Consider the following 25,690-nt stretch of genomic DNA (forward strand, 5'->3'; position numbering starts at 1 on the left):
GGAGCAGTCCGTATTTAAATGCGGATCTTTCAGTCGGATAAGCGTTAGCGGTATGATTATTCAAGCTCGGAGGCAAATTCAGAATGAAAAGGGATAGCAAAGTACTTTTAGCTGTGGCTGTAATTCTTAGCATGGTCAACTTTATTGATTTCATTTTTTACGGTCAGAGAATTGGATATCTAGTATTAGCTATAGGGTTTTCATTAATGGCATTTGGCACTTATAGAGATAGCAATAACGCATCGTTATTCGGTGCAGTAATTGTTATTTGTGGATTTACTGCCAAATGGTTTCTTGATTATGATTTATTCTAAAACTGGTACTTTTAATGTCCCCGACATACTTTAAAGCAGCTAACAATCACCTTAAACCGCTGGACTCGCAACAAGTTGCTCGCCATTTAGGTGTGCCCTAGCCAAATGAAGACGCCTATTATGAGAAGCTCGGATATCAGCGGGTTGGCTCAGTTTTCAAACTATAACATGGCTAACAAACGCATGAGTGGACTGGTCGCCAAACCAGCAGCAAATCCAAATGTTAAAGGCATAATGGAACTATGAGAGTCTTAATCGTTACGGATATATTTGGAGTTACAGCTTCTGTACTTTCCCTTGCCAACGCCTTAATGGCTGAGCGGGCTCATGTTGAAGTTGTTGATCCTTATGATGGTAAAGAGAAGTCCTTTAGCCATGAGCAATCAGCTTATGATGCATTTCTTGCCAATTGTGGTCACGATAGCTATTTTCGCAAAGTACAAGATGCAATTTCTTCTTCACTTGAGGAGTTGGTAATTATTGGTTTTAGCGCAGGCGCTTCTGCCGCTTGGAGAAATATGGAATCCGACTGGCAATCTAACATATTGCATTTTGTTGGGTTTTACCCTGGGCAAATCAGATATCATCTCCACATTACACCAAAATATCCTTGTACGATTGTTTTTCCAAATCGAGAGGAGCATTTTGATGTCAATGATGTTAGCGGTATTCTGAACGAAATTGATAATGTTCAGTGCATCATTACTGATTATGGGCACGGCTTTATGAACCCTTTGTCACATCAGTATTCAAGCATTGGTGCAGGTGCATTTAACAAAGTAATAAACCAAGCCAGCAAGCTGGCGGATGTCGCTACGCTCCGACGGTTATTACAGCGCTAACATTTTAAAGAAATACCTATATCAACCATGATCAAACGATATCTACCACTCAACGTACTGCTACTTTCCATACCGTTCTGGCTCCTTGCCGCCTGGAACTATCCCGGTGGCACCAGCTGGGATGCCAGTACCGATGGTTTTAGTTTTACTGCCAATTATGTCTCGGCATTATTTCAGCCGCTGGCTTTAAATGGCCTGACTAACACCGCCCGCAGCTTCGCCTTTGTTGCCATGTTGCTGTACGCGACCAGCCTTAGCGTAATGTTCTGGCTTATTTCCACTTCGTATCCAAAATCCATCGCCAGCAAGACGGTGCAGATATTTGGGGTGGGTGCTATGGTCTATGCCTTTATTGCGGTGACCACACCAATGCATAATTTGCTAACTATTATCTCGGCCAGCTTTTTAGCGATCGCCATCGTAGGTATGTTAGTTCTGTTGCAGCGGGCAGCTGAGTATAAACAGGTGTTACTGGGCAGCTTTAACCTGCTGTTGCTGGCCATGCTTTCGGCGACAACTAAAGGTAATGTTTTCGTCGAACTGAGCCCGGCAATCGAGTGGTTACTTTTTCTAAGCGGCGCTGTATGGGTGGCGCTGGTCTATATTGGGGCAACCACACCTGACAATTTGTCAAAACGGATGCGTGAAACTCAGCGCACAAACTAATTTAAGCGACAGCATAAGGAAGTCGGATGTATCAGGGTAGCTGTTTATGTGGTGCGGTAACGATAGAGGTACATGGTGGAATTGAGTCAATTATTCATTGCCATTGCTCAAAGTGCAGAAAAAGCAGCGGCACTGCTTATGCAACAAATGGTTTCGTACGTAAGGCCGGTTTAATCATTAAAACAGGCGAGGAGCAAATGGGTTGTTATGAAACCGCGCCTGGCAAAAAACGACATTTTTGCAAAGTTTGTGCATCGCCAATTTTTAGCAGTAACAACGCGTCGCCAGAGTTATTGCGCTTAAGGCTGGGCATATTAGATGCCGATATTTTGGAAAAGCCGATATCACATAACTTTGTGTCTTCCAGAGCCAACTGGGATGACCTGGATGCGCAGCTTCCTCGCTACGATGAACATGAGCCTGGCCGGGCGGTTAAGAAGTAATCATCAACAGGCGGTGCATTACATCAGCTAAAGGTTTCTATCCCACTATCGCAGATGACGACTCCGGTACGCCAAGCATACCGGAGTCGTAGCCCGGTTTATACTGTGGTGGCTGCTTTAGTCGTCCCTAAGGCTGTAGGTCTTGCTCGCAGGCAGGGTGTTACGTTAACCAAAGTTGTTTAACCCACTATCACAGATGGCGACTCCGGTACGGCGAGCGTACCGGAGTCGTAGCCTGGTTTAAGCTGCGGTGGTTGATTTAGCCCTTAAAGCTGTTTTTCTCCGCCGCAGGTTGGCGGCTAAATCAGCCCAATTAATCTTTTAGGATGGACAAGGCCCGGACACAGTACTAACTAACTTACCTTCCTTGTCGTGGAATAACCATCTACAGGTTTCATCTGTTACCGCATCGGCTGAATAGTGCTCAGGAGCAATCTCAGTGGTGTTGCTGTGATGCTGTCGCTTCTCGGCAGAAAAATCGGACCTTGGTCGTGCATAACTGCTGGTGACAAAATGTTGTTGTAGCTCAGCGATAGCGCAGGCACTAAGTTTGATATTCCACGAACTATGGTGTAACACATCGGCAAGTGATATGTCTGGCGTAATCATCGTATATTGCGGTTCAACCTCTACGCTAAGGGCGGTCAGATCGTCTTGCCAACCAAGTCGGAATGCGAGCAGGCCGGAGGCTGTAGTATGGGCAATAGTTGCGTAATCGGCTGACTCTGCGATGATTTGTTTTTTAATTAACCTGGCTTTATGCAGCTTATCCCAAGCTACCGAAAAGTTGCTGCCATTCCTTAGCGCGTAGAAACCACTTTCTGAGACGTGCAAAGCAGCAAATCCAGTTCGCTCATCATCAGCACTAAGGCTGTTGTAATCAACATTAACACGATCCCGCAACCGGGTTGTCAGCGTCGGATCTAAGGCTAACCTCAGTACGACAGCCCCCGGATCCAAGCTACAACTGTTTGCTTTAAAATCGATTTGGCTATTAGGTAAGCTAATATCCTCGTGATGTGATAAAGCGATGTTATCTAAGATGTGCGATTTTACCTGCAGTAACTGAAAAAAATCTTTCGCGGCACTATGCTCCGCTTTGGTCAGTCGCGAAGGCGTTGTGGCTAAACGTTGCCGCTGGTAAGCAAGGTTAAACGCATGGGCTTTTTGATTAAAAATGTCGAAAATTAAAAACCGGCGTTGTGTAAGTACACAGTTTGAAGAGGCAGCCTTTAACGTATTCTGGTTATTGTCTGGCTGACAAGATAGTAACACTGACGCCTGGCTGCTTGTTAATTTCGCTGCCTCTTTAGCCGAGCAGTCCTCACAGGCATAACCTGTGATTGACTGAGTTTCTGCTGTTACGCTGTGGGCAATAATTAGGCTATAAACACCTAGCAGCAAATAAATCCATTTCATTTAGCAATTCCCTGGGCTTAGTAGAGATGATAGTTGGGTTAGACTTGATATAACTCCAGCGGTAAGCCATCCGGATCCTGAAAAAACGTAAAGCGCTTGCCGGTATATTCGTCTACCCGTACTGGCTCAGTGGTAACACCTTGCTGCTGTAAATAAGCCAGCCAGGCATCCAGATCGGTTACGGCAAAAGCCAAATGGCGTAGCCCCTGTGCTTCCGGGCGGCTGGGGCGGGGTGGCGCGCCGACAAAGCTAAATAACTCCAGCTGACTGCCATCTGGCAGCTGTAAATCCAGTTTCCAGGATTGGCGTGCTGCGCGATAGTGCTCGGCCAGGATCGGCAGGCCGAGGGTTTCGCTATAAAACCGCTTACTGCGTTTATAATCGCTGCAAATCAGCGCCACATGGTGAATGCCTTGCATGGCCGGTGGCCGCATTACAGTACCTTTTTAATTTCAGTTTTCAGGTTATCGTCCTTGGTGCTGGCTTGCAGAGGCCGTAACAGCGCTTCGGCGTCCGGGCGTTGTTCGTTAGCCAGATAGAGCTGAGCTAAGCGAAACTGTGCCCATTCCTGAAATTCGGGTAATTGCCCCTGACTTTCGGTAATAAACTGCTGCAAAGCGTTGATTCCCTGTCCGGTGGCGGTTTTCGCCAGCACCGCGGCGCGGCCCAACTGATATAGCGCCAGCAATCTGCTGCGTTGTGCGTCACGATCGGTGACCTGCTGCTCGCTGGCCAGCTGGAACTGCCGGATTGCCGCCTGATAGTCGCGTTTTGCTGCCTGCTCTACGCCGATTAAAAAGTAGGCTTCAGGTCTTTGCTGTAATAGTTCAGACTGCGCCAGCATGGCTTCGGCCTGCGCTAAATCTTCACGCAGTAGCAATTCCAGCTGCAGCAGTTGGCCTTTTAGCGGGTTGATTGTTGTTAGTTGCTCTGCCAGCGTCTTGGCTTTGGCTTTATCGCCGCCGGCAATACCCGGCGCCTGGGCGTAATACTGCGCCAGCGCCTGCAAATATTTTGGCTCAGCCGGCGCCAGGCTATGTGCCGTTTCATAGGCTTTTACACAGCGTTTGGCATGCGCCAACGCGCTCAACATAATGGCTTTTTGGGCATGGTTACAACTGGCATTGCCGTATAAGAACTGATATTCCGCATTAGTCATATCCAGTTTGATGGCTTTTTCCAACCAGTCGGCAGCCGCTTCGGTTTCCCCCAGAGCCAGCTCTGTACGCCCCAAAGCGGCCAGTAAAAACGCATCTTTGGTCTTTTTGTTTACCTGGGGTGCCAGCAGGGTTTTTGCTTCAGCATAGGCGCCTTGCTGCCATAAGGTCTCCAGTTGTTGTTGTAGTGGCAGCTGTGCCTGAGCCGGCAGACTGCAGGCAAATAATAGGGTGAGTGTAAGGTGTCGTGGCATAGTAACAATCCTTGGTTACAGGTCGTATTCAGTTAACCATTCGCGAAAGCGCCTGGCATGCGGATAACCGGCTTGCTCTGCCCGTTGTAACATCGCTAACGCCTCGGTTTTGCGTTCTTCATTGTACAAACGGACGGCGTACCACGCCATAATGAGTGGGTCTTTACCCTGCTCGGCGATATAGTGTTCCCAGGTATTCAGGCGCAGTGCCAGTTCACGTTGGGCCGGTTCAAAACCACTTTCTGCAGCCCGCTTTAACCAGAAGTTGGCGCTTAAGCCAAGCGGGACAGTAATTTGCCATTCAATAACGGCATTTTTTGATTTCAAGCCAAGATTTTGCGAATAAACCCGATAGCGGCCGGCGGGTGCGTCTTCGCCAAGCTCTTTTTTAACTAATGCCAAAGTTGCGGTATCCAGAGTTTCTGACACTAATTCACCTTGCTCAGTTTTGGTAAAGCTGGCATTGATGGGGTTAGCGAAGTAGGTCCAGACGTCGTAGCGTTGATTATACAGCTCAAATCTGGGAAGTTCCTGACTAGGTAAGATTGGTTCAAAATTCAGGCGGCTTTTACTGACCTGAATTTCGGCTAAATCTAACAGCCGTGCCAATTGATATTGCGCTTCGGCTTCACCCGCTGTCGCCCGCTGCCATAACTTATGCTCAGAGATCAGTTGAGTGAGCATTTTGGTGTGCACGGCATTGCCTTGTGGAATATCCGCTACCAAGCGGGCAATTTGCTTGGTGCCGGCAGGTTCATAGCGACGGCGTTGCATAAATTTAGTGGTTGAGGGTACGAAATGCCCGGCTGGGTTAGCGGATACGGCTTCGGTAAACAACACCTCTCCCCGCTCATTGACCAGAGACAGTACGGTAGCGCTGCCAAAAAATGCCTTACTCCGTTCCCGTCGGTTGAAAACCAGACCATTTTTGGGATCGGGTATCAACACTGGCTGAGCTCTGGGCCGGTATTCCCAGGGCCGAATCTTCATGCCAGCAATAAACTGGTCAGTAAGTTCAGTGGCGGCCTGAATTTGCTCCGGTGTCAGTTGTTTGAGCAGAGCCAACTGCGCCGGTTGCGGTTTACCGTCCTGGATTTTGGCGGCTAACTGATAGTAGGCGAGCGCAGTAATCGGGTCTGCCGGCTGGCCCAGACCCTGTTCGGCCATCACAGCCAGCAAAACCGCTGCCCACTCATTGCCGAATGTTAACAGTTGTTGTAGCTGACTAAGCGCTGCCGGAAAGTCGCCGCGTTCAAGCAGTGGATTAACATGCCACCAGTTAACGCCGGTGTCGGTACCTGTGACTTCGGGTAAGCCATCAACCAAAAAGGCATAGTAAGTAGTGCTAACCGCGTTATCAGCGGCATCCTTCAAACGCGTCATGTCACGGAACTGAAAGCCGGTTGGCATGCCGGTGCCTAAAGGTTGACCGCTTGGCATTTGCTCAGACATCGGCCGTTGTTGTGCTAATACTGCACCGCAGCTAAAGACTATAAAGACAAAAATAGCGAAACGCATATCACTCCCGGTGAGTTGTTATTATTGTTATCGCCATGCCACTCCTGGCTGGCTGTTCACCAGTCTACAATTAGCTTGCGGGGTACGCCAGCACCCAGTTAATAAACATTTCAGTACCGGTTTTTAGCGCTTTCTCGTCGGCATAAAAATGCGGTGAATGGTTGGCGGGTGCTTTAGCCGGATCCTGGCCCTCCGGGGTGATACCCAAAAATACAAACAGGCCCGGCGTTTCCAGCGCATAGTAGGAGAAATCTTCGGCGCCGGTGACCAACTGACCTTCCTGCACCTTATCCTGACCGGCGACCTGCTGCAGAATAGGCAGCGAGCGGCTGGTTAGCTCCGGATCATTTAATGTTACCGGGTAACCCTCTTCAATTTTAACTTCGGCCGTGGCGCCGGTTGCGGCGGCACTGGCTTCGGCTGCCTGCTTTAACAGGCCAAAAATTTGCTGGCGAATGCCTAAATCAAAGTTACGGATAGTGCCTTCCAGATAAACCTCATCCGGAATAATATTATTGCGCACCCCGCCTTCAACAATACCAAAGCTTAGTACGGCCGGGGCGCGGGTAATATTAATCTGCCGGCTGACAATGGTTTGTACGTTATTGATAATCTGCGCTGCCGCGACGATAGGATCCACGCCACCCCAGGGCGCTGAGCCATGGGTTTGTTTTCCCTTAACGCGGATTTCAAAGCGATCCGACGAGGCCATTAGCGGCCCTTTACGATACTGCACCACACCGGTATTGGCCGCTGACCAGACATGAATACCAAAGATCGCCTCCGGCTTATGTTTGGCAAACAGGCCCTGCTTTAACATCAGTGCCGCGCCACCTTCTTCACCGGCTGGTGCGCCTTCTTCGGCTGGCTGGAAAATAAACATCACCTTGCCAGTAAGCTGCGCTTTCTGCTGTACCAGATATTCGGCGGCGCCCATCAACATGGCGACATGTAAGTCATGGCCGCAGGCATGCATCACGCCCACTTCTTTGCCGCGATATTCGCCTTTTGCGGTCGAGCGAAACGGCAGATCAGTTAGTTCCGTGACTGGCAGCGCATCCATATCGGCGCGTAGTGCCAGCAGCGGACCCGGTTTACCGCTATCCAAAATGGCTACGACACCGGTATGGGCGATGCCGGTTTGTACTTCCAGCCCCAGTTTACGTAAATGATCTTCGACCACCTTAGCAGTGCGGAACTCGCGGTTACTCAGTTCCGGATGCTGGTGCAGATCGCGCCGCCAACTGATCACCTGTTGCTCCAGTTGCGGACTGATGCGCAGCACCTCGGCGGCATGGCTGTTATTCAGGCTTAACAGGCTACCGGCAAATAAGGCAGCAGCAATAAAGGTCAGTTTCATGGTCAGGCTCCGCGGCAAGGCTGGCAAAATAGTTAAGCTTCACTATGCGCAAACCTGGCTAATAAATCCAGTGTCTGCTCAATATCGCCGCGGCTGATATCCAAATGACACACCCAGCGCATGCGTTTGAACTGACTGCTGGCATTAGCGTAGTTACTGGCGGTTAGCTGAACCTGATGCTGCGCCAAAAAGTGCTGCAACGCATCGGCCAGCGCCAGCGGCAGTTCAGTAAACAGGATATTGGTTTGTACCGGCAATACCCTGAGCTGGCCGGCAAAGCGGCCTTGCTGGCTTAACGCCTGTAAGCCTTCCGCCAGCAAGCGGGCATTGGCATGATCCTCAGCCAGCCGCTCGATATTATGTTGCAGCGCATACAGGCCGGCTGCGGTAATCACGCCGGTCTGGCGCATGCCGCCGCCCAGCATTTTGCGAATGCGCCGTGCACGCTGAATAAAGTCGGCAGAGCCTAATAACAAGGAGCCAACCGGTGCGCCCAGACCTTTGGATAAACAAATCGAGACTGAGTCATAACCCTGACAAAGTGCCCGGGCCATCGCCTGCGGGCTAAGCTGATGATTGGGCGCGAGCGCAACCGCCGCATTAAATAGCCGGGCTCCATCAATATGACATTGTAAATTATTCGCTTTGGCTAAGGCGGCGACCTGTTGCATATAACTAAGCGGCAGCACTTTGCCACCGACGGTATTCTCAATCACAATCAGCCGTGTACGGGCAAAATGCGGGTCGTCTGGTTTAATCGCATCCTGAATATCCTGCAGCGCCAGAGTGCCATTGTCCTGCAGCGCCAGCGGTTGCGGCTGAATCGAGCCCAGCACCGCCATACCGCCACCTTCCCATTTATAGGTGTGCCACTGCTGGCCGACAATGGCTTCATCGCCACGCTGGCAATGGCTCATCAGCGCAATCAGATTGGTCTGGGTGCCGCTCGGTGCAAATAGCGCTGCGTCAAAGCCCAGCATCTTAGCGGCATAGTCTTGTAGGGCTAGCGTCGTGGGGTCATCATTAAAAACATCATCGCCCAGCGCAGCGTGAAACATCGCTTCTTTCATGGCGTGGCTGGGGCGGGTTACGGTATCACTGCGAAAATCAGGCATCGGCACGGCTCTCAATCGAACAACACTGGCACTTAAGCTAATTTACTGGCAGGCTAAACACAAGCAGGCTGCGGCCATCAGTAGTAGGCTAACGGCAAAGGTGGAGAAGGAGTAAGATAAGCGTGCATTTTTATCAACCGGCACAGGGCCATGGCCTGGCCCATGATCCGCTAAACAGCATTATTGCACCGCGGCCGATTGGCTGGATTTCCAGTATCAGCGCGGCGGGGCAGGTCAATCTGGCACCGTACAGCTTTTTTAATTTGTTTAATTACAGTCCGCCGATTATTGGTTTTGCCAGCACCGGCTGGAAAGATTCGGTACAAAATATCCAGCAGAGCGGCGAGTTTTGCTGGAATCTGGTCAGCCGGCCGCTGGCGGCTGCGATGAATCAAACCAGTGCGACAGTGCCGGCTGAGGTCAACGAATTTGAACTGGCTGGCCTGACGATGGCCGAATCGCGCTTAGTCCGGCCGCCGCAGGTCGCAGAAAGCCTGGTGCGCTTTGAATGTAAACTCAGCCAGTTGTTGCCATTAAAGGCCGCCGATGGTCGCGAGTTGCCCACCTGGCTGGTGTTAGGCGAAGTAATAGGGGTGCATATCGCACCGCAACTGCTGGTTAATGGCGTCTTTGATACGCTGGCGGCCGATCCACTGTTGCGCGGCGGTGGCCCGGGCGAGTACTTTACGCTCAGTGCCAGCCAGAAAATGACCTTGCTCAGACCACAAGTTTAAAGGACAGCAGAATGACAATACGCTATTTGCTTTGTGTACTTGGTTTTGCCGGCAGTGTTGGCGTTTGGGCCAATACCAACCCGCCAGCCGCGCTGCCAGATCTGGCGCAGCTGGTGCCGGCGGCGTTGCAGCAGTTTGATACACCCGGTATGGCCATCGCGGTGGTAAAGGATGGTCAGGTGTTGCATCTGGCGGGCTTCGGTGAGCGCGATCTGGCAACGGGCGCCCTGGTCGATAGTGACACCTATTTTCGGCTGGCGTCGGTCAGTAAGGCCTTTACTGCTGCTTCAGTGGCGATTCTGGTCGATGAGGGCAAGCTGAGCTGGGATGACAAGGTGGTGCAGTATTTACCGCAGTTTCGGCTGCAGGATCCCTGGGTAACGGCTGAATTTACCATTCGTGATCTGTTAAGTCAGCGCAGCGGCCTGGCCGGGGCTGCCGGTGACAGCATGATTTGGCCTGAGCCCAGTGGCTTTAGCCGCGACGAGGTGGTGCATAATCTGCGTTATCTGACGCCGGTCAGCAGCTTCCGGTCGCAGTATGCGTACAGCAATGTGCTCTATATTACGGCTGCCGAGCTGGTGGCGAAAGTGGCTGGCGAACCCTGGCAGGATTTTGTCGCTAAACGCATTTTTGCGCCGTTAAATATGCAGTGTTTTGCCGGAGATCAGCCGGCAGATACCTTGCAAAATGCCGCCCAACCCTATCGCTTTAGTGCCGAAGATGGCTTTGTGGCCATTCCGCGTAATGCCATTGACGGCAAGATGCTGATGTCGGCCGCCGCCGGCGGTGTTGTCTGTCGTGCCAGCGACCTGGTGCCCTGGATGCAGTTCTTACTGGCGCAGTATCAGGGTAAGGCTGCTGCGAACGCGCCCTTTAGTCAGACGCAGTTGCTGCAAATGTGGGCGCCGCAAACCCTGATGGCGGTGGGCAGCAATGACCGCGAGCTGGATCAGGTTAATTTTGCCGCCTATGGTCTGGGCTGGCGCATGGCTGATATGCATGGCGTTAAAGTGGTACATCATACCGGCACCTTGTCTGGTTTTCAGGCGCATCTGGTATTGGTGCCGGAGCAGCAACTGGGTTTTGTGGTGCTGAACAATGGTTCGAATAGTGGTGCGCGTCAGGCGGTGGTGCAAAGCCTGTTAAAGCACTATCTGGCGCCTGACCAGCAACAGGACTGGGTGGCGTTTTATGCCGCGCAGCAACAGCGGGCGGCGGGTCGGCCGGCCGCGGCACAACCTGTTGGTACCGGCGAGGTACTGCTGGCGCTGCAGGAGTATGCTGGCAACTATAACGATAACTGGTTTGGTGGCATGCTGATAGCTCAGGATGAGCAGGGGTTAAGTCTGCAATCGGCGCGGATGATTAATCTGCAAGGCCGGCTGGAACCTTTTGCCGATCATAGCTTTATCGTGCGCTGGACTGATCCTAATGTTGCCGGGCCGGCGTTAATCCACTTTCAGTTGAATAACCGCCGTCAGGTTACCGGCTTTACGCTGGAACCCTATGCGGCTGAGCCGGGTGAGCGGCATAGCTACCGTGATATGCGCTTTCGGCGGCAGTAAAACAGGCCATAAAAAAGGGCAGTCAGCGCTGCCCTTTTATCATTAACGCAATTGCTTAGAAGAAGTTAATTCTAAAATCAACGCCAAATACCCGCGGCTCATTGACAAAGCCGGTCAGGTTACTAAAGTCGATTGCGCCTTTCAGGTTGTCCTGATCGGTGATGTTGCGACCAAATACACCCACTTCGTAGTTGTGCTGATCATTAACGTAGGCAACACGTAAACCGGCTTCGTGGTTGTTATTGCTACGGAACTCAGCAGACTCATACAGGAATAAATTGGTTTTACCCTGCAGCTGGTAATCTGCAAACACATAAATTTCACCACTGTCGACCGGATAGGCATAACGGCTATTCAGTGTCAGAATGGTTTTCGGCGCTTGTGGGAACGGATTGCCATTAATCAGCGCTAAGCCATCAGTAGTGGTGGGGTCCAGTACAGTACAAAGGCCAGAACCACAAGGCGCGACGGTCAGCGTATCGTCTTTCAGTTCAGTATTGTTATAACTAAAACCACCACCAAAACTCAGGTTTGGCAGTACCCGATAGTCGAAGTCAACTTCAAAGCCATAGCCAGTACCTTTGTCGGCATTGATCAGCTGGTTACCTTGCGTCTGACCACCGATCGCAGATAACTGAATATCATCAATGGTGTAATAGAACAGGGCAGCGTTTAAGCGCAGCGTATTGTCCAGCAGATCAGACTTGGTACCCACTTCAAACGAGGTGATGGTTTCGGCACCGGCGACTGACGGTGGTGCTTCAAAGGCCACATCACGACCCTGAATGGTCTGGGCGCGGAAACCTTCAGCCACCCGGCCAAATACGCTGGTGCTGTTGGTAAGGCGATAATTCGCACTTAATTCCCAGCTAATTTGATCATCGCGCACTTTAATCGGGTCATACTGCTGGATTTGTGCTGCGCCAATTACTAAGGCGAAGCCATCAACGTTTTGCTGGCCGACCGAGAAGGTTTTTTCGTCATCGGTGTAACGTAAACCACCGGTCAGAGTCAGCTTATCGTTAACCTGATAAGAGGTCTGGCCGAACAGCGCCCAACTGGTATTGCCGTGGAATACTTCAGTGGCACCGAAGAAACCGTCAATGGTATTAACACCAAACGACGAGTCGAAATAGAAGGCACCTACCTGCCAGCTCAGCGCAGTGCTGGTATCACTGGCTAAACGAATTTCCTGGGTGACTTGCTTTAAATCTTTCAGCTGATCTTCAGTGACGGCATTAGGCACTGCGGCAGCACCCGCCTGATCCGGGTTACCACCGTCGATATCACCGATACCACCACCCGCTGCTTTTTCAATCGCCGAAATGCTGGTTAGCGTCATACCATCTAAATGGAAATCGAATTTCAGCGAGCTGCCCCAGGCATCGTAGCGCTGTACGTTATTACCCGGCGCATCATAAGCCACCACATCACGGTCATAGTTCTGGTTCAGCTTGTTGCTGCCAGGGCTTAAGATGTTTTTGCGGAACATCGTCGAGGTACCGTCATAGTTACGGCTATGTACCTGGAATAAGGCGTCAAACTGCTCGTTTTCATATAAAAACTGCAGGCGGCCGGTGCGCTCGTCGTAGCCACCCATCACATCGTTCTGACCGGTAAAGCTGTTATCGATCCAGTTACTGCGGTGTTGTGACAGGAACGAGGCCCGTGCCGACAGCGAATCGGTCAGGCCGCCGCCGACAGCACCTTCAAAATGCGCGGTACCCAAAGTGCCGGCGGTCGTTTTCAGATAGGCATCAAAATCCTGGCGGGGTTTCACGCTATCAAACTTAATAATACCGGCTGTGGTGTTGCGGCCGAACAATGTACCCTGTGGCCCGCGGATGACTTCCACCTGCTGCACGTCGAACAGTGGAAAACTTTTTAGGATCACGTTTTCCATTACCACGTCATCCATCACGATCGATACTGGTTGTGAGGCGGCCAAATCGAAATCGGTGTTACCTAAACCCCGGATATAAAAGCGTGGTGCTGCGCGGCCATTCGAACTTTCGGCATACAGGCCAGGCACTTTAATCGCCAGGGCGGTGATATCGTCTCCTGAGACGAAAATGCTATCGAATTTCTCACCCGACAGGGTAGCGACAGAAATCGGTACTTCCTGAATGCTTTGGCTGCGGCGCTGTGCCGTGATAGTGATCTTTTCCAGTTTTTTCTCTTCAGCGGCCGGATCTTTGTCACTTTCCTGTGCTAGCAGCACTGGAGAAAAACCCAGAGTTGCACCGAACAGTGCAGCCTGTACCGCTGCAAACACAGCAGATTTGGTAAATAGGGTCATGAATGTTACACCTTAGTTGTTAGAAGATGATGCAGTCTGCGCGAAGAACTGGAGTGACCACAGTGACTGCAGACGGCGCTCTATTATAGCGGTTTGTCGTGTATTTGCCTGCTTTTAGCTTAATTTTACCGCAATTTCTCTGGTCGGTTGATCGCAGATGTTGTATTAACGTAAACCAATAACCGGAGGTGGAAACAGTGTTCAGAATTTTCATTAGCATGCTGTTGTGCTGCTGTATCAGTACCGCAGCCTGGGCGCACAGCAGTGGCTGGCAAGAAAGTAAGCACATCAGGGCTGAGCTGGTCAGCGAGTATCAGCAAGTGATGCCGGGGCAAAAACTGCTGTTGGCGTTGCATTTTATTCCGGACGAACACTGGCATACCTACTGGCGAAACCCCGGTGACTCGGGCTTGCCTACCAGTATTAGCTGGCAGTTACCCGAAGGCGTTAGCACCGGTCCTATCCAGTGGCCGACACCGCAGGCGTTTTCTATTCCTCCCCTAATGAACTATGGTTTCGCTGGTCCGACTATCCTGCTGACGGAATTAACAATACCACTCGATTATACCGACAGCAGCCTGCCGATTAAGGCTAAGGTTGATTGGTTGGTCTGTGAGGAAATTTGTATCCCGGCAGATGCCGAATTTCAGCTCGAGCTGACAGTGGGTTCAGCGGCGGTGCTGTCTGATAGTGCCACCGCTCTGATCGCCCGGGGTAAAAGCAGTCAGCCCTTGCCATTAGCGGTACGCGGCAGCTTTGATACTGCTGGCGGTAGCTTCTCTGCAGCAGTTAGCGGTTTGCCGGATGTCGATTTTCAGCAGTTTTTTGTCGCCGCCACTGAGCTGGTGGATCATGCTGCACAACAACAACTGGTATTCAGCGAAGGTGAATGGTTACTGCGGCAAAATCTGAATACCTATTTTACCAGTGCCGCGGACAGTTTTGAGTTGGTGCTGGTAAGTGGTAACGGCCAGGGCTACAGCGTGCTGTTAGAGGCGGCAGCTGAGAGTAGCCCTGCCACTGCGGCGGAAAGCACTAGCCTGTGGCTGGTTCTGCTTATGGCTGCCGCCGGTGGTCTGATTCTAAATCTGATGCCTTGCGTATTTCCGGTGCTGTCACTCAAAGCGTTAAGTATCGCCGCGAATAGCGGGCAGCGTGCTGAGCAACGCCGCGATGCAATCTGGTACACGCTAGGGGTGGTGCTCAGTTTTGTCAGTCTGGCGCTGTTATTACTGGCACTGCGCGCGGCCGGCTCGGCAGTGGGCTGGGGCTTCCAGTTACAAAGCCCCTGGTTGGTGGCTTTATTAGCGTATTTACTGTTTGCCCTGGGCTTAAGTTTATCCGGCGTGGTGCAGTTTGGCCTTGGCCTGATGAGTGCCGGTAGCGGTTTAACCCAGAGCAAAGGTGCCAAAGGCAGCTTTTTTACCGGTGTGCTGGCCGTTGTGGTGGCCAGCCCCTGTACTGCGCCCTTTATGGGCGGAGCCTTAGGCTATGCCGTCACCCAGCCGCCGCTGTTAGCCTTACTGGTCTTTGTCGCACTGGGCTTGGGGATGGCGTTACCATTTTTGCTGCTGGCCTATTTGCCGGCATTAGCGCAGGCACTGCCCAAACCCGGTGCCTGGATGGATACGCTTAAGCAGCTGCTGGCGTTTCCGTTGTATTTAAGTGCAGTATGGCTGGTTTGGGTATTTGGTCGCCAGGCGGGTATCGATGCGGTCGCAGTGCTGCTTTGCGGTATGGTGGCAATCGCCGCTGCCTGCTGGTTATACGGTAGTTGGCAGTTTAGCCGCGCCGGCTGGGGCCGCCCGCTATTGGCGGCGCTGCTACTCTTATTATCAGTTGGGGTATTGCGCTTAGTGCCGGACAGTGCGACACCGGCCGCAGCGGCGGCAGATGCGCACTGGCAAGCCTGGAGCCCGGATAAACTGGCGCAGCTGCGACAAAGCGGCAAGCCGGTGCTGGTGAATATGACGGCCGACTGGTGTATTACCTGTCTGGTCAATGAGCGGGTGGCGCTAAATACCGAAAGCAGTAAAGCAGCGCTGGCGTTGTATGATGTGACCTATTTAAAAGGCGACTGGACGCGGCGTGATGCCGATATTACCGCCTATTTACACCAATACCAGCGTGATGGCGTGCCGCTATATGTGTTGTATTGGCCCGGGCAGGCGCCAGAAGTATTACCGCAGATTTTAACGCCGGATACGCTCCGGCAAACTTTAGAGCGACTGAGTAGTCAGTAAGGTCGCCCGTTTTTCAACGCAACAGGAGTCTATGATGAAAAAGATGAAATTGTTAGCTTTGGCCGCTGCGGCGGTGTTCGCCGGTAGCCTGGCTGCTGCGCCGCAGGTTGGTCAACCGGCACCGGCTTTTACCGTAAAAGATTCCGCCGGGCAGGTGCATAGCCTGCAGGATTTCGCCGGCAAGAATGTGGTGCTGGAGTGGACCAATCACGATTGCCCCTTTGTAGTAAAACACTATCAGGGCAATATGCAGCAACTGCAACAAGATCTGACGGCGCAAGATGTAGTGTGGCTGAGCGTGATCTCCTCGGCACCAGGTAAGCAAGGCCATGTGAATCAGGCAAAATCGGATGAGCTGACCAGCAGCCGTGGCGCCGCGCCAACCGCAGTTATTTTTGATGAAGACGGCGTGATGGGGAAAGCCTATGATGCGCGTACCACACCACATATGTATGTGATCGACAAAAACGGTGTACTGCAGTATATGGGCGGTATTGATAGCATTCCGTCTGCTAAAGTAGAAGATATCCAAACGGCAACGCCGTACTTTGCCAATGCGGCAAAAGCCGTGCTGGCCGGGCAAGCGCCGGATCCGGCGGTAAGCCGGCCTTATGGTTGCAGCATTAAGTACTAAGCTAAACCCAGCCGGGGCTCTGGCCTGTTGCCGCCCCGGCAGGATGTTTTTATTGTGGTGGCACTATTGGTAACAGTTGTAAGCCATGTTCAGCGAGAGTCTGATGAAACCCCGGCTGTTGCAGTATCAGGTGTAACCACTGATAGAGTGTGGCGATATCAAGCGGGTGGCTTTCACGCAGTAACAATTGCATACCGTAACTTTGGTCAATGCGCTCAGAAATCAGCAGGGCGTCGTGGTGTTGCGGATTAACGCTCAGATACTGCTTAATAAAAGTACGGGTGACAATGGCGGTATCGGTACGCCCTTTTAACACCAGTTCGACACTGGCGAAATGGTCGGTAACCGGTATCATCAGATACTCAGTTGCCAGGCGGGCGGGATCGGTTTCGTAATTGGCGATCCGATAATGGTAACCCAGAATACCGGCTATACTTTTACCCTGCAGATTGTCAAACCATTGCTGTGATCCGGCTTTGCTAAGTAGCGCAATAAAAACTTCATCATCCCGGGCAAAAGCCGGCGATTGCTGCATGGCCAGACCTTTGTTGTGCCAGCCCCAGTTGATATCTTCAAAAAAGATGGCATCAAACAGTCCTTGCTGAAAATCCTGATGCCGGCGCACCGCGGTCGTCAGTACCAACTCAAAGTGATACTGCTGCTGTAACTGATTCAGCTGCGAAATTAACTCCACCGTTAAGCCAGAGGCCTGTTGTTGTTGTATTTGTACGTAGGGAGGAAATTCATAGGCACCGACTTTCACCAGCGTTTTGGCCTGGGCCGGCGCTAGCAAAGAGAGGATAGCGACTAAGCAATATAGCAACCACTTCATAGTATCTCTGACCTAAACCTTACCGATATCTTCAAACCAAAGCTCAGGTGCGGCCGAGATAAAGTCCTGCATCAAGGTAATGCATTCTGCATCCTGCAGTACACTCACCTCAACACCACGGCTTTTGACGTAGTCTTCCGGTCCCTGAAAGGTCTGATTTTCACCAATCACTATTTTCGGGATGCCATACAGCAAAGCCGTGCCGCTACACATATCACAGGGTGACAGGGTGGAATACAGCGTGGCTTTTTTATAATCGGCCGGGGCTAAGCGGCCAGCTTGCTCCAGACAATCCATTTCGGCATGCAGGATGGCACTACCACGTTGTACGCGTTGATTATGGCCACGGCCAACAATTTTGCCATCAATAACCAGTACCGAACCAATAGGGATACCGCCTTCTGACAGCCCTTTTTTCGCTTCGTCGATAGCGGCTTGTAGAAAAGGATCGCGCATCTTGTTCTCCTGCTTAACGCCCCAGTTAGCATAGCTCGTTTTATTAGTTTGCACTAATTGTTTGTCAGCAGGAAAGCAGATAGCCGGCCGGTCCTGTTGCCAAGACTGCCGGCAGAGTAGGTTGTTAATCGGTTTGCAGCGCGGTGATGGGATCCAGCTCTGAGGCCTTAATCGCCGGATAGACGCCAAAGGCGATACCAATCAGTGCACAGATGCTAAAGCTCAGCACGATGGCCGGTAGCGACCAGGACACCGCCCAACCGGAATAAAAGGCGATTAATTCCGACAGAATAATGCCGAACAGAATACCGGCAATACCGCCAACAATAGCAATGGTAAAGCTCTCGGCGACAAACTGCAGTTTAATATCACGTTTGGTGGCACCAATGGCCCGCAATAAGCCAATTTCTTTGGTCCGCTCCAGTACGGTCGCCAGCATAATATTCATAATACCGATACCGCCAACCAGCAACGAGATACCGGCGACACAGGACATCACGATATTAAAAATTTTCTGGGTTTGTTCCTGCTGTGCCAGTAAGGCCGCCGGCACCACGATCCGATAATCATCAATATCATTATGGCGCTGCAGTAGCAAAGCGTTAAGTGCCTGCGCTATCACTGCGGTATTGGCGCCCTCAGCCAGTTGTAAGCGGAACGAACTTAACTCAGCATCCAGCGGTATACTGCGAAAGCGGTTACGGGCGGTTTGCAGCGGCATAAAGAGTTGGTTCTGCTCGCCGCCAAGTTTGATACCCTGAAATTCATTCTGGCTGCTGAAGGGCTCGGCCAGCACGCCAACCACCTGCAGCCAGACATGGTTAACCTTCACGTATTTTCCCAGTGCTTCGCCGTCCGGAAACAAGCTGCCAGCCATCTGCGAGCCCAGGATCGCCACCTGGGCCGCATACAGATCTTCCAGTTCGGTAAAGTTACGCCCGGCTGCCAGTGGCAGACTACTCAGCTCCAGGTAGCTGGGTAAGACACCGACCGCAACACCCTCACTTTTGCCGCTATGGCTGATAATGGCATAGGTTTCCAGCTTGCGTTCGGCACTGTGGCCGGTGATATCCGGTAGCGTGCTGACCGCCGCCTGCAGATCGCTCTGACTGACTCCCAGTGAATGTTTACGATGCTCGAGCAGGGTTTTCTCATCAAAGCTTTTACTTTCGACGATAATATTGCGCAGGCCCATGGTTTCAATGGTTTTTAAGGCTTCGCGCTCTGCGCCTTCACCAATATTCAACATAGCGATCACTGCGCCAACACCGAAGATCATGCCCAGTAAGGTCAGGAAGGTGCGTAACTTATGCTGCGCCAGTTCGGCCAGCGTATCTTTGAGCATTGCACTATGTTGCATATTAATTCTCCGGTGCCAGCAGGCTGATGCGATCACCGGCTTTCAGGCCAGCGGTAATTTCGGCATGTGTCAGACTCTTCGCACCCAAACTCACGTCCTGACGGGTTAAACTTGTGCCTTGCTGTTTCCAGACATATTGCCCCTGCTCATCGCTAAACACCGCTTGTAATGGCACGGTCAGCACCTGCGTTAAACGATTAGCCAGAATATCGGCGCGGACTTTCGCACCCGGCAAGAAGAAGCTTTGCTGGCTGTCTGGCGCCACTATTACTTCGATATAGCGGCGAGGATCGCGCCGCTCGCGGGATTGCGCTACCTGACCAACGCTGACAATTTTACCCTGTAGTACCTGTTCCGGTTGCGCGGTGAGCCGGAATGACACCGGTTGCTCCACTGCCAGGCCAACGGCTTCTTGTTCGATAATTTGTAACTTCAGGTGCTGTAAACTGAGATCGGGGATACTCCCCAGTTTTTCACCGGGGAATACCATGCGACCGACCTCTGGCTTTTCACCGCGCCAGTTGCTGTCGTATAGCAGGATACCGCTGTGAGGGGCCCGGATTTCCAGCGCTGACAAGCCGGTTTCGGCTTGCTCTAGCAAACTTTGTTGCTGACCTTTTTGCAATTGCAGTAAGTCCAGCTCGCCCTGCGAGCGGGCGGCAAAGCTTTGTTGCTGCCAGTTAAGGTAGGCTTGTTTCTCACCGAGGAACTCTTTGTTTTGCAGTGAATCGAGAATTTCCAGCCGCGAACGGATTTGGATGTCATCAATGCTAAAACGATCGGCGAAGGCAAACTCCTGCTGCACCAGCCGTTGGTCCAGACCAATATTGGCCAGCTCTGCGGCTTGCTGAGTGCCTTTAAATTGTTGATCAGAAAGCACTGCCGCCAGCGAATTACCGGCATCGCGGCGACTGCGCTCCAGCTGGGTGGCATCAAAGCGGATCACCAGATCGCCCGGCGCGATACTGCTGTACTCGGGGGCTAATTCGGCAATAAAACGTGGGCCACGGGTATTTTGTGGCGCATTAATGCTTACCGAGTTTACGGCAAAGAGTTCACCTTCGGCACTAATACGGTGCTCCAGCTCACCCTGGCTGACTGTGAGCAGCGGCTGCGTTTGCGCCGGATCGGTACAGCCGGTGAGCAGTAGGGCGCAAAGGCTGAGATTCAGAGCGGAGTTTTTTAATAGACGCATTTAGTTCGCTCCCTGCGACAGACGAATCACTAAACGGGCGCTCATACCGGGGCGCATAATGCTTAAGTCCGGTTCATCCAGTTTAATGCTGGCGTCGACCACCCGGCTCAGGTTCTCGGCAGATTTATTGCGTACCGCCTTGCCCAGGTCAGTCAGTACCCCGCTAAAGTTACGCTCGGGATAGGCATCCAGCGTGATTTGTACACTCAGGCCGGGTTGCAGGTACTTCAGATCCACTTCGTCAATTTCGGTTTTAATATACAAACTTTCCAACTGACTAACTTCGGCAACGGGTTGCCCGAATTGCACGGTGTCGCCAACGGAAGATTTCTCGCCGTTATAGTCCGGTAAATACACCATAATGCCGGCATAGGGGGCTTTGATTTGTAACGAGGCGAACTCGGCCTGCAGTTGCTGGACTTCAGCAGTTAAGCGGGCAATTTTTGATGAGATAATCTGCTTTTCTGCTTCGCGTTGCTGCTGATGAAAATCCAGCCGGCGCTGTGCCAGCTGGTATTGGCTTTTTGCCAGCGTAAAGTCAATTTGTGCTTTGCGTCTGTCATTTTCTGAGCGGGAATGATCGACGATTTCTGCCTTGCGTTGTTCCCGGTCATGATCGTTTTTGCGTTCCGCCAGTTGCAGCTTCAGCTCTTCATAGCGCTGCTCATCTGTGGTGAGACGGTTTGCCAACTCTTGCTGCGCACTTTTCAGTTCGATACTTTTATTGCGTAAATCATCCTGCAGGCTTTGACCATCAAAGCTGATGACCGGCATGCCGGGCTGCAGCATGCTGCTCTCCGGTGCCATTTCGCGGATGTTAAACTGCCACATCCGACCGACAGCCGGTGGTGAAACAGTAAAAAATGTAGCGGCTGCCAGTTGTCCGGTGGCCCGAACCTGTTGCCGTTGCTGCTGCTCTTTGACTTGTTCTGCCGGTTTGCTACAGGCGCTAAGCCCAAGCAGGCCCAGGCTAAGCAGAGTAATACGAAGATATAGGTAGCGTGCTGTCATTAGCGGGCCTCCAGTAGTAAGCCCATGCCCAACATCGGTTGGCTAATAGGTAAGCTTTCAGCCGTGAACTTAGCGCGATAGTACAAGGCATTACCCCAAGCCTGACGCTTTTCACCCTGACCGGCTAATTCCTGTAATTGTAGTGCGAACTGCTGCTCCGGGGCGATATCAAAGCGGGCACTGATCCGGCTGGCCTGCCGCAAGCGGCCGACATCGACCTCATGTACCCAGGCCTCAACGTACAAGCCTTGTTGTTCTGTTACCTCGGCAATTAACCAGCCCGGCTGAGCCGTCACTCCGGCATAGAGCTTGGTGCGATACCAGGGATGCAAACTATAACTGATGGCGCCATCACGTTCGGCATACACACTCATTTTACTGAGGTTTTGTTCGGCCTCAGCCAGATCGGCGGCGGTTTTTTCTATCACCAGCTGTTGCTTATACAGGGCATTTTGTTGCTCCTGTCGCGCCGTTACCAGGGTTTCCTGTGCTTTTTTCAGCTCGGTACGGGCACGCTGCTGGGTTAACTGGTTATTCTCATAATCATAAAGACTGAGGTTATCTTTGGGTACAGCGGCATCAATATCGGCTTTTTCCAGCAATAACTGACGGCGTTCTAATTCATATTCGGCCTCCAGCACCTTGAGCGCATGCTGGCTTTCCAACTGTTTATACTGCTCCTGGGCACTGATCAGCGATGTCTTCAGGCGCTCGATACTGGCCTGAATGGTACCGGCATCAAAGACCGCAACCAGGTCGCCGGCCTTAATTGCTTCGTTTTCCGGTTTTAGCCATTGCACTTGAATGCGCCAGGTATCGCTCATCGGCGCCACAATATTTTGCCGGTATTCCGAGACCAGGCTACCGGTTAACAGCAGCGGTAATGGCTGCTCGGCTTGCTGACTGAGTGTCAGCGCAAAGACAAAACTCAGACTGAACATCCGCTATCCTCCAGGATCTGGCCATCGCGCATCCGGATCACCCGTTGTGCATAGGCAGCGATATCATCCTCATGCGTTACCATCACCACCGTATTGCCCTGGCGGTGTAACTCGGTTAACAGCTGCATAATTTCGACTGAGGTTTTACTGTCGAGGTTGCCGGTCGGCTCGTCGGCAAAGATCACCTTGGGGTTATTGATGAGGGCGCGGGCGATAGCAACGCGCTGGCGCTGGCCGCCTGACATCTCGGCAGGTTTATGGTGCATGCGATGGCCCAGACCAACCTGCTGTAACAAGGTTTCGGCCCGTTGTAATGCCTGCTCAGCCGGCGTAGCGGTATAGCGCAGCGGTAGCGCCACGTTCTCGGCCGCGCTAAGGCGTGGTAACAGGTGAAAAGACTGGAAAATAAAACCGATATGCTGATTACGCATGGCGGAGAGGGCGGCGTCATCCAGTTGGCTGACATCGGCACCGGCTAACTGATAGCTGCCGCTACTTGGCGTATCCAGGCAGCCAAGAATATTCATCAGTGTCGATTTGCCGGAGCCGGAGCTGCCCATAATGGCAACAAATTCGTTTTCAGCAATTTGCAGACTGACATCCCGTAACGCCTGCACCTGGGTATCGCCACTACCAAACACTTTGTTTAATGCCGAGGCAGAAATCATCGTCATCCCTGTTGTAATAGTTTATTAACAACAGTCTGCCATAGCCGGGCCTGCTACGACCAGTAAGGTCGCAGCGAAAAATGTAAGCAGTTATTTCAGGAACAGCGTACCAGGTGTCGTTAACCTATACCGTAACTTGCTGCACCAGGGTTAGCACGGCGTCCATTTGCGCTAACTTTGCCCGTTGCATAATCAGGGCCCGCCCCAACTCAATCGCCCGCAGCTCCGCCTCTGCCCGCTTTTTGGCATCAGTAATTTTCTCCAAATCAGCGACATGCGCCAAGCCAACGGTACGGCGGATCAGCTCACAACCGGCGTAACCCAGACTATCTGCCAATACCTGCTGTAAAAAGTGTTGCTGGTAGCGGCTGTTTTGCAAGGCGCTATCTTGCGTTTCGCTGGCCATTAACTGGCTAAACTGCGCAGCAAATTGCTGCCAGAGCTCACGGACTTGCGCTAATAAATAGGCTTGTTGCTGCTCTGCTTGCTCTGGCGCAAACAGGCCGGGGCAGGCGACGTAGTTTAGCAATAAGTTACCGAGCAGGGACCCGACATCAAAGCCGATCGGGCCATAAAAGCCAAACTCGGCGTCGATGACTTTGCAGTTATCCGCATTAATAAAGATACTGCCGCTATGCACATCACCATGCAGCAAGGCCTGGGGTTTGGATAAGAAGTCGGCCTTTAGCGCCGCCACTTCGGCCTGCAGTTCTTCATCCTGCCACAGCTGGCGTGCCCGCGGCAGAATCAGGGCATGGATAGTATTGCGCTCATGATTACAGTAAGGGTCGGTAAAGAATAAATCCTCGGTGATCAGGCACAGCTCGGGGTTGATAAAGCGGGCCACGGCGGCTTTTTTAACCGGGCCGCTCAGCACAAAATCACTGCTGTAAAACAAGGTTTGTGCCAGATAGGTTGCCATCTGGCTGGCCAGATGCGCAAAGGTTTTGCCCTTGACCAGTTCGCTGCGCAAAATCTGATACTGCTTCAGATCTTCCATTAAAATAGCCGACAACGCTGGCTCAAAATGCAATACTTCTACCGTATGCTGTGGGCAAAAACGGCCATGCTGCTGCAACACTTCGGCCTCGATCCGGGCGCGGTCGGTGCTAAGCGGCCAGCTTTCCCCCACGCAACGGGCATAGGGTAACGCCTGCTTGACGATCAGCGAGGTGCCTTTATCATTGCTGACTCGGAATACCAGATTCAGATTACCGTCGCCAAATTCAACGGCAGATAATTTACTGTGATCGCCAAAGAGTTCACTATGCTGATCCGCAAAACGTAATGCATCGTCCGGGGTAAAGATATGATAAGCCGTCATCGGGTTGCCTCAATCACTTGCTCGGGGGTAAACAGGGCTGCATAATCGCAAAACATCCAGACGTCTGCAACGCCAAATGAGATAAAACAGATGAAAAACCTGACCGCCTTAAGCCTGAAAATCGTCGAGCAACAGCTCTATGTGCTGGACCAGACCTTACTGCCCCAGCAACAGCAATGGTTGCATTGCACTACCGTGCCACAGATGGTGAGCCTGATCAAGAACTTACAATTACGTGGCGCACCGGCTATTGGCATTGGCGCTGTGCTGTTACTGGCTTACCGCGCCTTGCAGGGGGATAGCCGCGAGCAGTTGCTGCAAGACGCCGCTGTGCTGCGTGCGGCAAGGCCCACCGCGGTCAATTTAATGAATAACCTGGACACTATGCTGGCGGCGCTGGCGCAGCCGGATTTTGTCGCGGCGGCAGTGACTTGTGCAGAAGCACTGTTTGCCGAAGATGTGGCGTTATGTGAGCAACTTGCCATAAATGGTGCTGCGCTGGTGCAACCCGGCGAGCGGTTACTGACGCATTGCAATACCGGCGGCCTTGCCACCGCTGGCGTCGGCACTGCATTGGGGGTGATCCGGTTAGCGCAGCAGCAGGGCAAAGCTATCCGGCTCTGGGTAGATGAAACCCGGCCATTATTGCAAGGCGGCCGGCTGACAGCCTGGGAGTGCGAACAGCTGGGCATTCCCTATCAGCTGATTTGCGACAGTATGGCGGCGATGTTAATGGCTCGCGGTGAGGTGGATCGGATCTTTGTTGGCGCCGACCGTATTGCCGCCAATGGTGACTTTGCCAATAAAGTGGGTACCTATAGCCTGGCGGTGCTGGCGCATTATCATCAGGTGCCGTTTTATGTGGTGGCACCGCGTACGACTATCGATCTGGCCTGTCCGGATGGGGGTGCTATTCCCATCGAGCAGCGCGCTGCGGATGAAGTACGCGGGGTGTCGGGTGCCTTTGGCCAAACGCTGTGGGCGCCGGCGCAGGCCGCGGTATTTAACCCGGCCTTTGATGTGACACCGGCTAAGCTGGTCACCGGCTGGGTACTGGATAGCGGGGTATATAACCAGCAGCAAATTGCTGCTGGTGTGCTACAGCAACTAAACTATTAAGTCGGCGTTAATCACTCAAATCGCACAGTATGCCGGTATTGAAGTAGGGTACTAGGGCGTGTTGACGTTTGCTGCTTGTTTTTGCAGCCGTTTGGCTGGTGTTTATACAAGGCAGAGCTTGTGATGTGTAGTTATTCTACATGAACAAGCGATAACCGTAATAACTTCGTAATGGCATACATTATACGAAGTTATACGAGGTTGTTCCTGCCTGTGCC

General features: G+C 52.2%; 24 protein-coding genes. 9 read left to right on the plus strand and 15 right to left on the minus strand.

Annotation, left to right across the window (positions count from 1 at the left end):
- The first annotated feature begins 83 nt into the window (after nucleotides 1-83).
- The 4 genes from AGRI_RS11460 (at nucleotide 84) to AGRI_RS11475 (ending at nucleotide 2,265) form a co-directional block, all read left to right on the plus strand.
- Nucleotides 84-314 (plus strand): hypothetical protein, encoded by a 231-nt coding sequence (locus tag AGRI_RS11460; RefSeq protein ID WP_008985100.1) that lies wholly within the window; start codon nucleotides 84-86, stop codon nucleotides 312-314.
- Nucleotides 315-556: 242 nt separating this feature from the next.
- Entirely contained in the window at nucleotides 557-1,156 is a 600-nt protein-coding gene (locus AGRI_RS11465) for a dienelactone hydrolase family protein (protein WP_008985101.1), read from the plus strand.
- 27 nt (nucleotides 1,157-1,183) lie between these two features.
- Nucleotides 1,184-1,822 carry a hypothetical protein gene (locus AGRI_RS11470; protein WP_008985102.1) on the plus strand — a complete coding sequence of 213 codons (639 nt, stop codon included), beginning with the start codon at nucleotides 1,184-1,186 and terminating at the stop codon, nucleotides 1,820-1,822.
- A 26-nt stretch (nucleotides 1,823-1,848) separates the two neighbouring features.
- Nucleotides 1,849-2,265: a GFA family protein gene (locus AGRI_RS11475; protein ID WP_008985103.1), complete on the plus strand. Its 417-nt coding sequence runs from the start codon at nucleotides 1,849-1,851 to the stop codon at nucleotides 2,263-2,265.
- A gap of 321 nt (nucleotides 2,266-2,586) precedes the next feature.
- Here the strand turns inward: AGRI_RS11475 and AGRI_RS11480 are convergent, their stop codons facing one another.
- The 6 genes from AGRI_RS11480 to ltaE all read right to left on the minus strand — a co-directional run bounded on the left by AGRI_RS11480 (nucleotide 2,587) and on the right by ltaE (nucleotide 9,088).
- Nucleotides 2,587-3,684, minus strand: a complete 1,098-nt coding sequence (locus AGRI_RS11480; RefSeq protein ID WP_008985104.1) for a hypothetical protein — start codon at nucleotides 3,682-3,684, stop codon at nucleotides 2,587-2,589.
- 38 nt (nucleotides 3,685-3,722) lie between these two features.
- Entirely contained in the window at nucleotides 3,723-4,118 is a 396-nt protein-coding gene (gloA2, locus tag AGRI_RS11485) for an SMU1112c/YaeR family gloxylase I-like metalloprotein (RefSeq protein ID WP_008985105.1), read from the minus strand.
- Nucleotides 4,118-5,095 (minus strand): tetratricopeptide repeat protein, encoded by a 978-nt coding sequence (locus AGRI_RS11490; RefSeq protein WP_008985106.1) that lies wholly within the window; start codon nucleotides 5,093-5,095, stop codon nucleotides 4,118-4,120. Before AGRI_RS11490 ends, gloA2 begins: the two co-directional genes overlap by 1 nt.
- Before the next feature lie 15 nt (nucleotides 5,096-5,110).
- The gene (locus AGRI_RS11495; RefSeq protein ID WP_008985107.1) at nucleotides 5,111-6,613 is read right to left on the minus strand and encodes an SEL1-like repeat protein; all 1,503 of its coding nucleotides are present in this window, start codon (nucleotides 6,611-6,613) and stop codon (nucleotides 5,111-5,113) included.
- Nucleotides 6,614-6,683: 70 nt separating this feature from the next.
- The gene (locus AGRI_RS11500; RefSeq protein ID WP_008985108.1) at nucleotides 6,684-7,973 is read right to left on the minus strand and encodes an amidohydrolase; all 1,290 of its coding nucleotides are present in this window, start codon (nucleotides 7,971-7,973) and stop codon (nucleotides 6,684-6,686) included.
- Between the two features lie 32 nt (nucleotides 7,974-8,005).
- Nucleotides 8,006-9,088, minus strand: a complete 1,083-nt coding sequence (gene ltaE / locus AGRI_RS11505) for a low-specificity L-threonine aldolase (RefSeq protein WP_008985109.1) — start codon at nucleotides 9,086-9,088, stop codon at nucleotides 8,006-8,008.
- Between the two features lie 122 nt (nucleotides 9,089-9,210).
- Here ltaE and AGRI_RS11510 point away from each other — a divergent pair, with 122 nt between their 5' ends.
- Nucleotides 9,211-9,822 carry a flavin reductase family protein gene (locus AGRI_RS11510; RefSeq protein WP_008985110.1) on the plus strand — a complete coding sequence of 204 codons (612 nt, stop codon included), beginning with the start codon at nucleotides 9,211-9,213 and terminating at the stop codon, nucleotides 9,820-9,822.
- Between the two features lie 11 nt (nucleotides 9,823-9,833).
- Nucleotides 9,834-11,390 (plus strand): serine hydrolase, encoded by a 1,557-nt coding sequence (locus tag AGRI_RS11515; RefSeq protein WP_008985111.1) that lies wholly within the window; start codon nucleotides 9,834-9,836, stop codon nucleotides 11,388-11,390.
- Between the two features lie 55 nt (nucleotides 11,391-11,445).
- Here AGRI_RS11515 and AGRI_RS11520 read toward each other — a convergent pair whose 3' ends face one another.
- The gene (locus AGRI_RS11520; RefSeq protein WP_008985112.1) at nucleotides 11,446-13,689 is read right to left on the minus strand and encodes a TonB-dependent receptor; all 2,244 of its coding nucleotides are present in this window, start codon (nucleotides 13,687-13,689) and stop codon (nucleotides 11,446-11,448) included.
- A gap of 197 nt (nucleotides 13,690-13,886) precedes the next feature.
- Here AGRI_RS11520 and AGRI_RS11525 point away from each other — a divergent pair, with 197 nt between their 5' ends.
- Complete coding sequence (locus AGRI_RS11525; RefSeq protein ID WP_156808391.1) at nucleotides 13,887-15,932, plus strand: protein-disulfide reductase DsbD family protein; 2,046 nt, start codon at nucleotides 13,887-13,889, stop codon at nucleotides 15,930-15,932.
- Between the two features lie 34 nt (nucleotides 15,933-15,966).
- A complete protein-coding gene (locus AGRI_RS11530; RefSeq protein WP_008985114.1) occupies nucleotides 15,967-16,566 on the plus strand; it encodes a redoxin domain-containing protein in 600 nt (199 codons plus the stop codon).
- A gap of 49 nt (nucleotides 16,567-16,615) precedes the next feature.
- On the opposite strand, the gene AGRI_RS11535 is transcribed toward AGRI_RS11530, so the two are convergent.
- The 8 genes from AGRI_RS11535 to mtnK form a co-directional block, all read right to left on the minus strand.
- Nucleotides 16,616-17,398 carry a transporter substrate-binding domain-containing protein gene (locus tag AGRI_RS11535; RefSeq protein ID WP_008985115.1) on the minus strand — a complete coding sequence of 261 codons (783 nt, stop codon included), beginning with the start codon at nucleotides 17,396-17,398 and terminating at the stop codon, nucleotides 16,616-16,618.
- A gap of 12 nt (nucleotides 17,399-17,410) precedes the next feature.
- The gene (locus tag AGRI_RS11540) at nucleotides 17,411-17,854 is read right to left on the minus strand and encodes a nucleoside deaminase (RefSeq protein WP_008985116.1); all 444 of its coding nucleotides are present in this window, start codon (nucleotides 17,852-17,854) and stop codon (nucleotides 17,411-17,413) included.
- Between the two features lie 124 nt (nucleotides 17,855-17,978).
- Nucleotides 17,979-19,214 (minus strand): ABC transporter permease, encoded by a 1,236-nt coding sequence (locus tag AGRI_RS11545; protein WP_008985117.1) that lies wholly within the window; start codon nucleotides 19,212-19,214, stop codon nucleotides 17,979-17,981.
- Nucleotide 19,215: 1 nt separating this feature from the next.
- Nucleotides 19,216-20,409 (minus strand): efflux RND transporter periplasmic adaptor subunit, encoded by a 1,194-nt coding sequence (locus tag AGRI_RS11550; RefSeq protein WP_008985118.1) that lies wholly within the window; start codon nucleotides 20,407-20,409, stop codon nucleotides 19,216-19,218.
- Nucleotides 20,410-21,420 (minus strand): HlyD family secretion protein, encoded by a 1,011-nt coding sequence (locus AGRI_RS11555; protein WP_008985119.1) that lies wholly within the window; start codon nucleotides 21,418-21,420, stop codon nucleotides 20,410-20,412.
- A complete protein-coding gene (locus AGRI_RS11560) occupies nucleotides 21,420-22,361 on the minus strand; it encodes an HlyD family secretion protein (RefSeq protein WP_008985120.1) in 942 nt (313 codons plus the stop codon). Before AGRI_RS11560 ends, AGRI_RS11555 begins: the two co-directional genes overlap by 1 nt.
- Complete coding sequence (locus tag AGRI_RS11565) at nucleotides 22,349-23,029, minus strand: ABC transporter ATP-binding protein (protein WP_008985121.1); 681 nt, start codon at nucleotides 23,027-23,029, stop codon at nucleotides 22,349-22,351. The genes AGRI_RS11560 and AGRI_RS11565 overlap by 13 nt, the downstream gene beginning before the upstream one ends.
- A 124-nt stretch (nucleotides 23,030-23,153) precedes the next feature.
- The gene (gene mtnK / locus AGRI_RS11570) at nucleotides 23,154-24,353 is read right to left on the minus strand and encodes an S-methyl-5-thioribose kinase (protein WP_008985122.1); all 1,200 of its coding nucleotides are present in this window, start codon (nucleotides 24,351-24,353) and stop codon (nucleotides 23,154-23,156) included.
- Between the two features lie 90 nt (nucleotides 24,354-24,443).
- Between mtnK and mtnA the strand changes: the two genes are divergently transcribed.
- The gene (gene mtnA, locus AGRI_RS11575; RefSeq protein ID WP_008985123.1) at nucleotides 24,444-25,472 is read left to right on the plus strand and encodes an S-methyl-5-thioribose-1-phosphate isomerase; all 1,029 of its coding nucleotides are present in this window, start codon (nucleotides 24,444-24,446) and stop codon (nucleotides 25,470-25,472) included.
- Nucleotides 25,473-25,690 lie beyond the last annotated feature (218 nt).

Origin of the sequence: Alishewanella agri BL06 (genome assembly GCF_000272005.1) — a bacterium.
Taxonomy (GTDB): domain Bacteria; phylum Pseudomonadota; class Gammaproteobacteria; order Enterobacterales; family Alteromonadaceae; genus Alishewanella; species Alishewanella agri.

Coding starts and splice junctions, on each gene's coding strand:
- AGRI_RS11540 (WP_008985116.1), bottom strand. CDS start 17,854: ATGCGCGATCCTTTTCTACAAGCCGCTATCGACGAAGCGAAAAAAGGG.
- AGRI_RS11555 (WP_008985119.1), bottom strand. CDS start 21,420: ATGACAGCACGCTACCTATATCTTCGTATTACTCTGCTTAGCCTGGGC.
- AGRI_RS11535 (WP_008985115.1), bottom strand. CDS start 17,398: ATGAAGTGGTTGCTATATTGCTTAGTCGCTATCCTCTCTTTGCTAGCG.
- mtnA (WP_008985123.1), top strand. CDS start 24,444: ATGAAAAACCTGACCGCCTTAAGCCTGAAAATCGTCGAGCAACAGCTC.
- AGRI_RS11470 (WP_008985102.1), top strand. CDS start 1,184: ATGATCAAACGATATCTACCACTCAACGTACTGCTACTTTCCATACCG.
- AGRI_RS11460 (WP_008985100.1), top strand. CDS start 84: ATGAAAAGGGATAGCAAAGTACTTTTAGCTGTGGCTGTAATTCTTAGC.
- AGRI_RS11560 (WP_008985120.1), bottom strand. CDS start 22,361: ATGTTCAGTCTGAGTTTTGTCTTTGCGCTGACACTCAGTCAGCAAGCC.
- AGRI_RS11475 (WP_008985103.1), top strand. CDS start 1,849: ATGTATCAGGGTAGCTGTTTATGTGGTGCGGTAACGATAGAGGTACAT.
- mtnK (WP_008985122.1), bottom strand. CDS start 24,353: ATGACGGCTTATCATATCTTTACCCCGGACGATGCATTACGTTTTGCG.
- ltaE (WP_008985109.1), bottom strand. CDS start 9,088: ATGCCTGATTTTCGCAGTGATACCGTAACCCGCCCCAGCCACGCCATG.
- AGRI_RS11530 (WP_008985114.1), top strand. CDS start 15,967: ATGAAAAAGATGAAATTGTTAGCTTTGGCCGCTGCGGCGGTGTTCGCC.
- AGRI_RS11500 (WP_008985108.1), bottom strand. CDS start 7,973: ATGAAACTGACCTTTATTGCTGCTGCCTTATTTGCCGGTAGCCTGTTA.
- AGRI_RS11550 (WP_008985118.1), bottom strand. CDS start 20,409: ATGCGTCTATTAAAAAACTCCGCTCTGAATCTCAGCCTTTGCGCCCTA.
- AGRI_RS11565 (WP_008985121.1), bottom strand. CDS start 23,029: ATGATTTCTGCCTCGGCATTAAACAAAGTGTTTGGTAGTGGCGATACC.
- AGRI_RS11480 (WP_008985104.1), bottom strand. CDS start 3,684: ATGAAATGGATTTATTTGCTGCTAGGTGTTTATAGCCTAATTATTGCC.
- AGRI_RS11465 (WP_008985101.1), top strand. CDS start 557: ATGAGAGTCTTAATCGTTACGGATATATTTGGAGTTACAGCTTCTGTA.
- AGRI_RS11545 (WP_008985117.1), bottom strand. CDS start 19,214: ATGCAACATAGTGCAATGCTCAAAGATACGCTGGCCGAACTGGCGCAG.
- AGRI_RS11520 (WP_008985112.1), bottom strand. CDS start 13,689: ATGACCCTATTTACCAAATCTGCTGTGTTTGCAGCGGTACAGGCTGCA.
- AGRI_RS11490 (WP_008985106.1), bottom strand. CDS start 5,095: ATGCCACGACACCTTACACTCACCCTATTATTTGCCTGCAGTCTGCCG.
- gloA2 (WP_008985105.1), bottom strand. CDS start 4,118: ATGCGGCCACCGGCCATGCAAGGCATTCACCATGTGGCGCTGATTTGC.
- AGRI_RS11495 (WP_008985107.1), bottom strand. CDS start 6,613: ATGCGTTTCGCTATTTTTGTCTTTATAGTCTTTAGCTGCGGTGCAGTA.
- AGRI_RS11515 (WP_008985111.1), top strand. CDS start 9,834: ATGACAATACGCTATTTGCTTTGTGTACTTGGTTTTGCCGGCAGTGTT.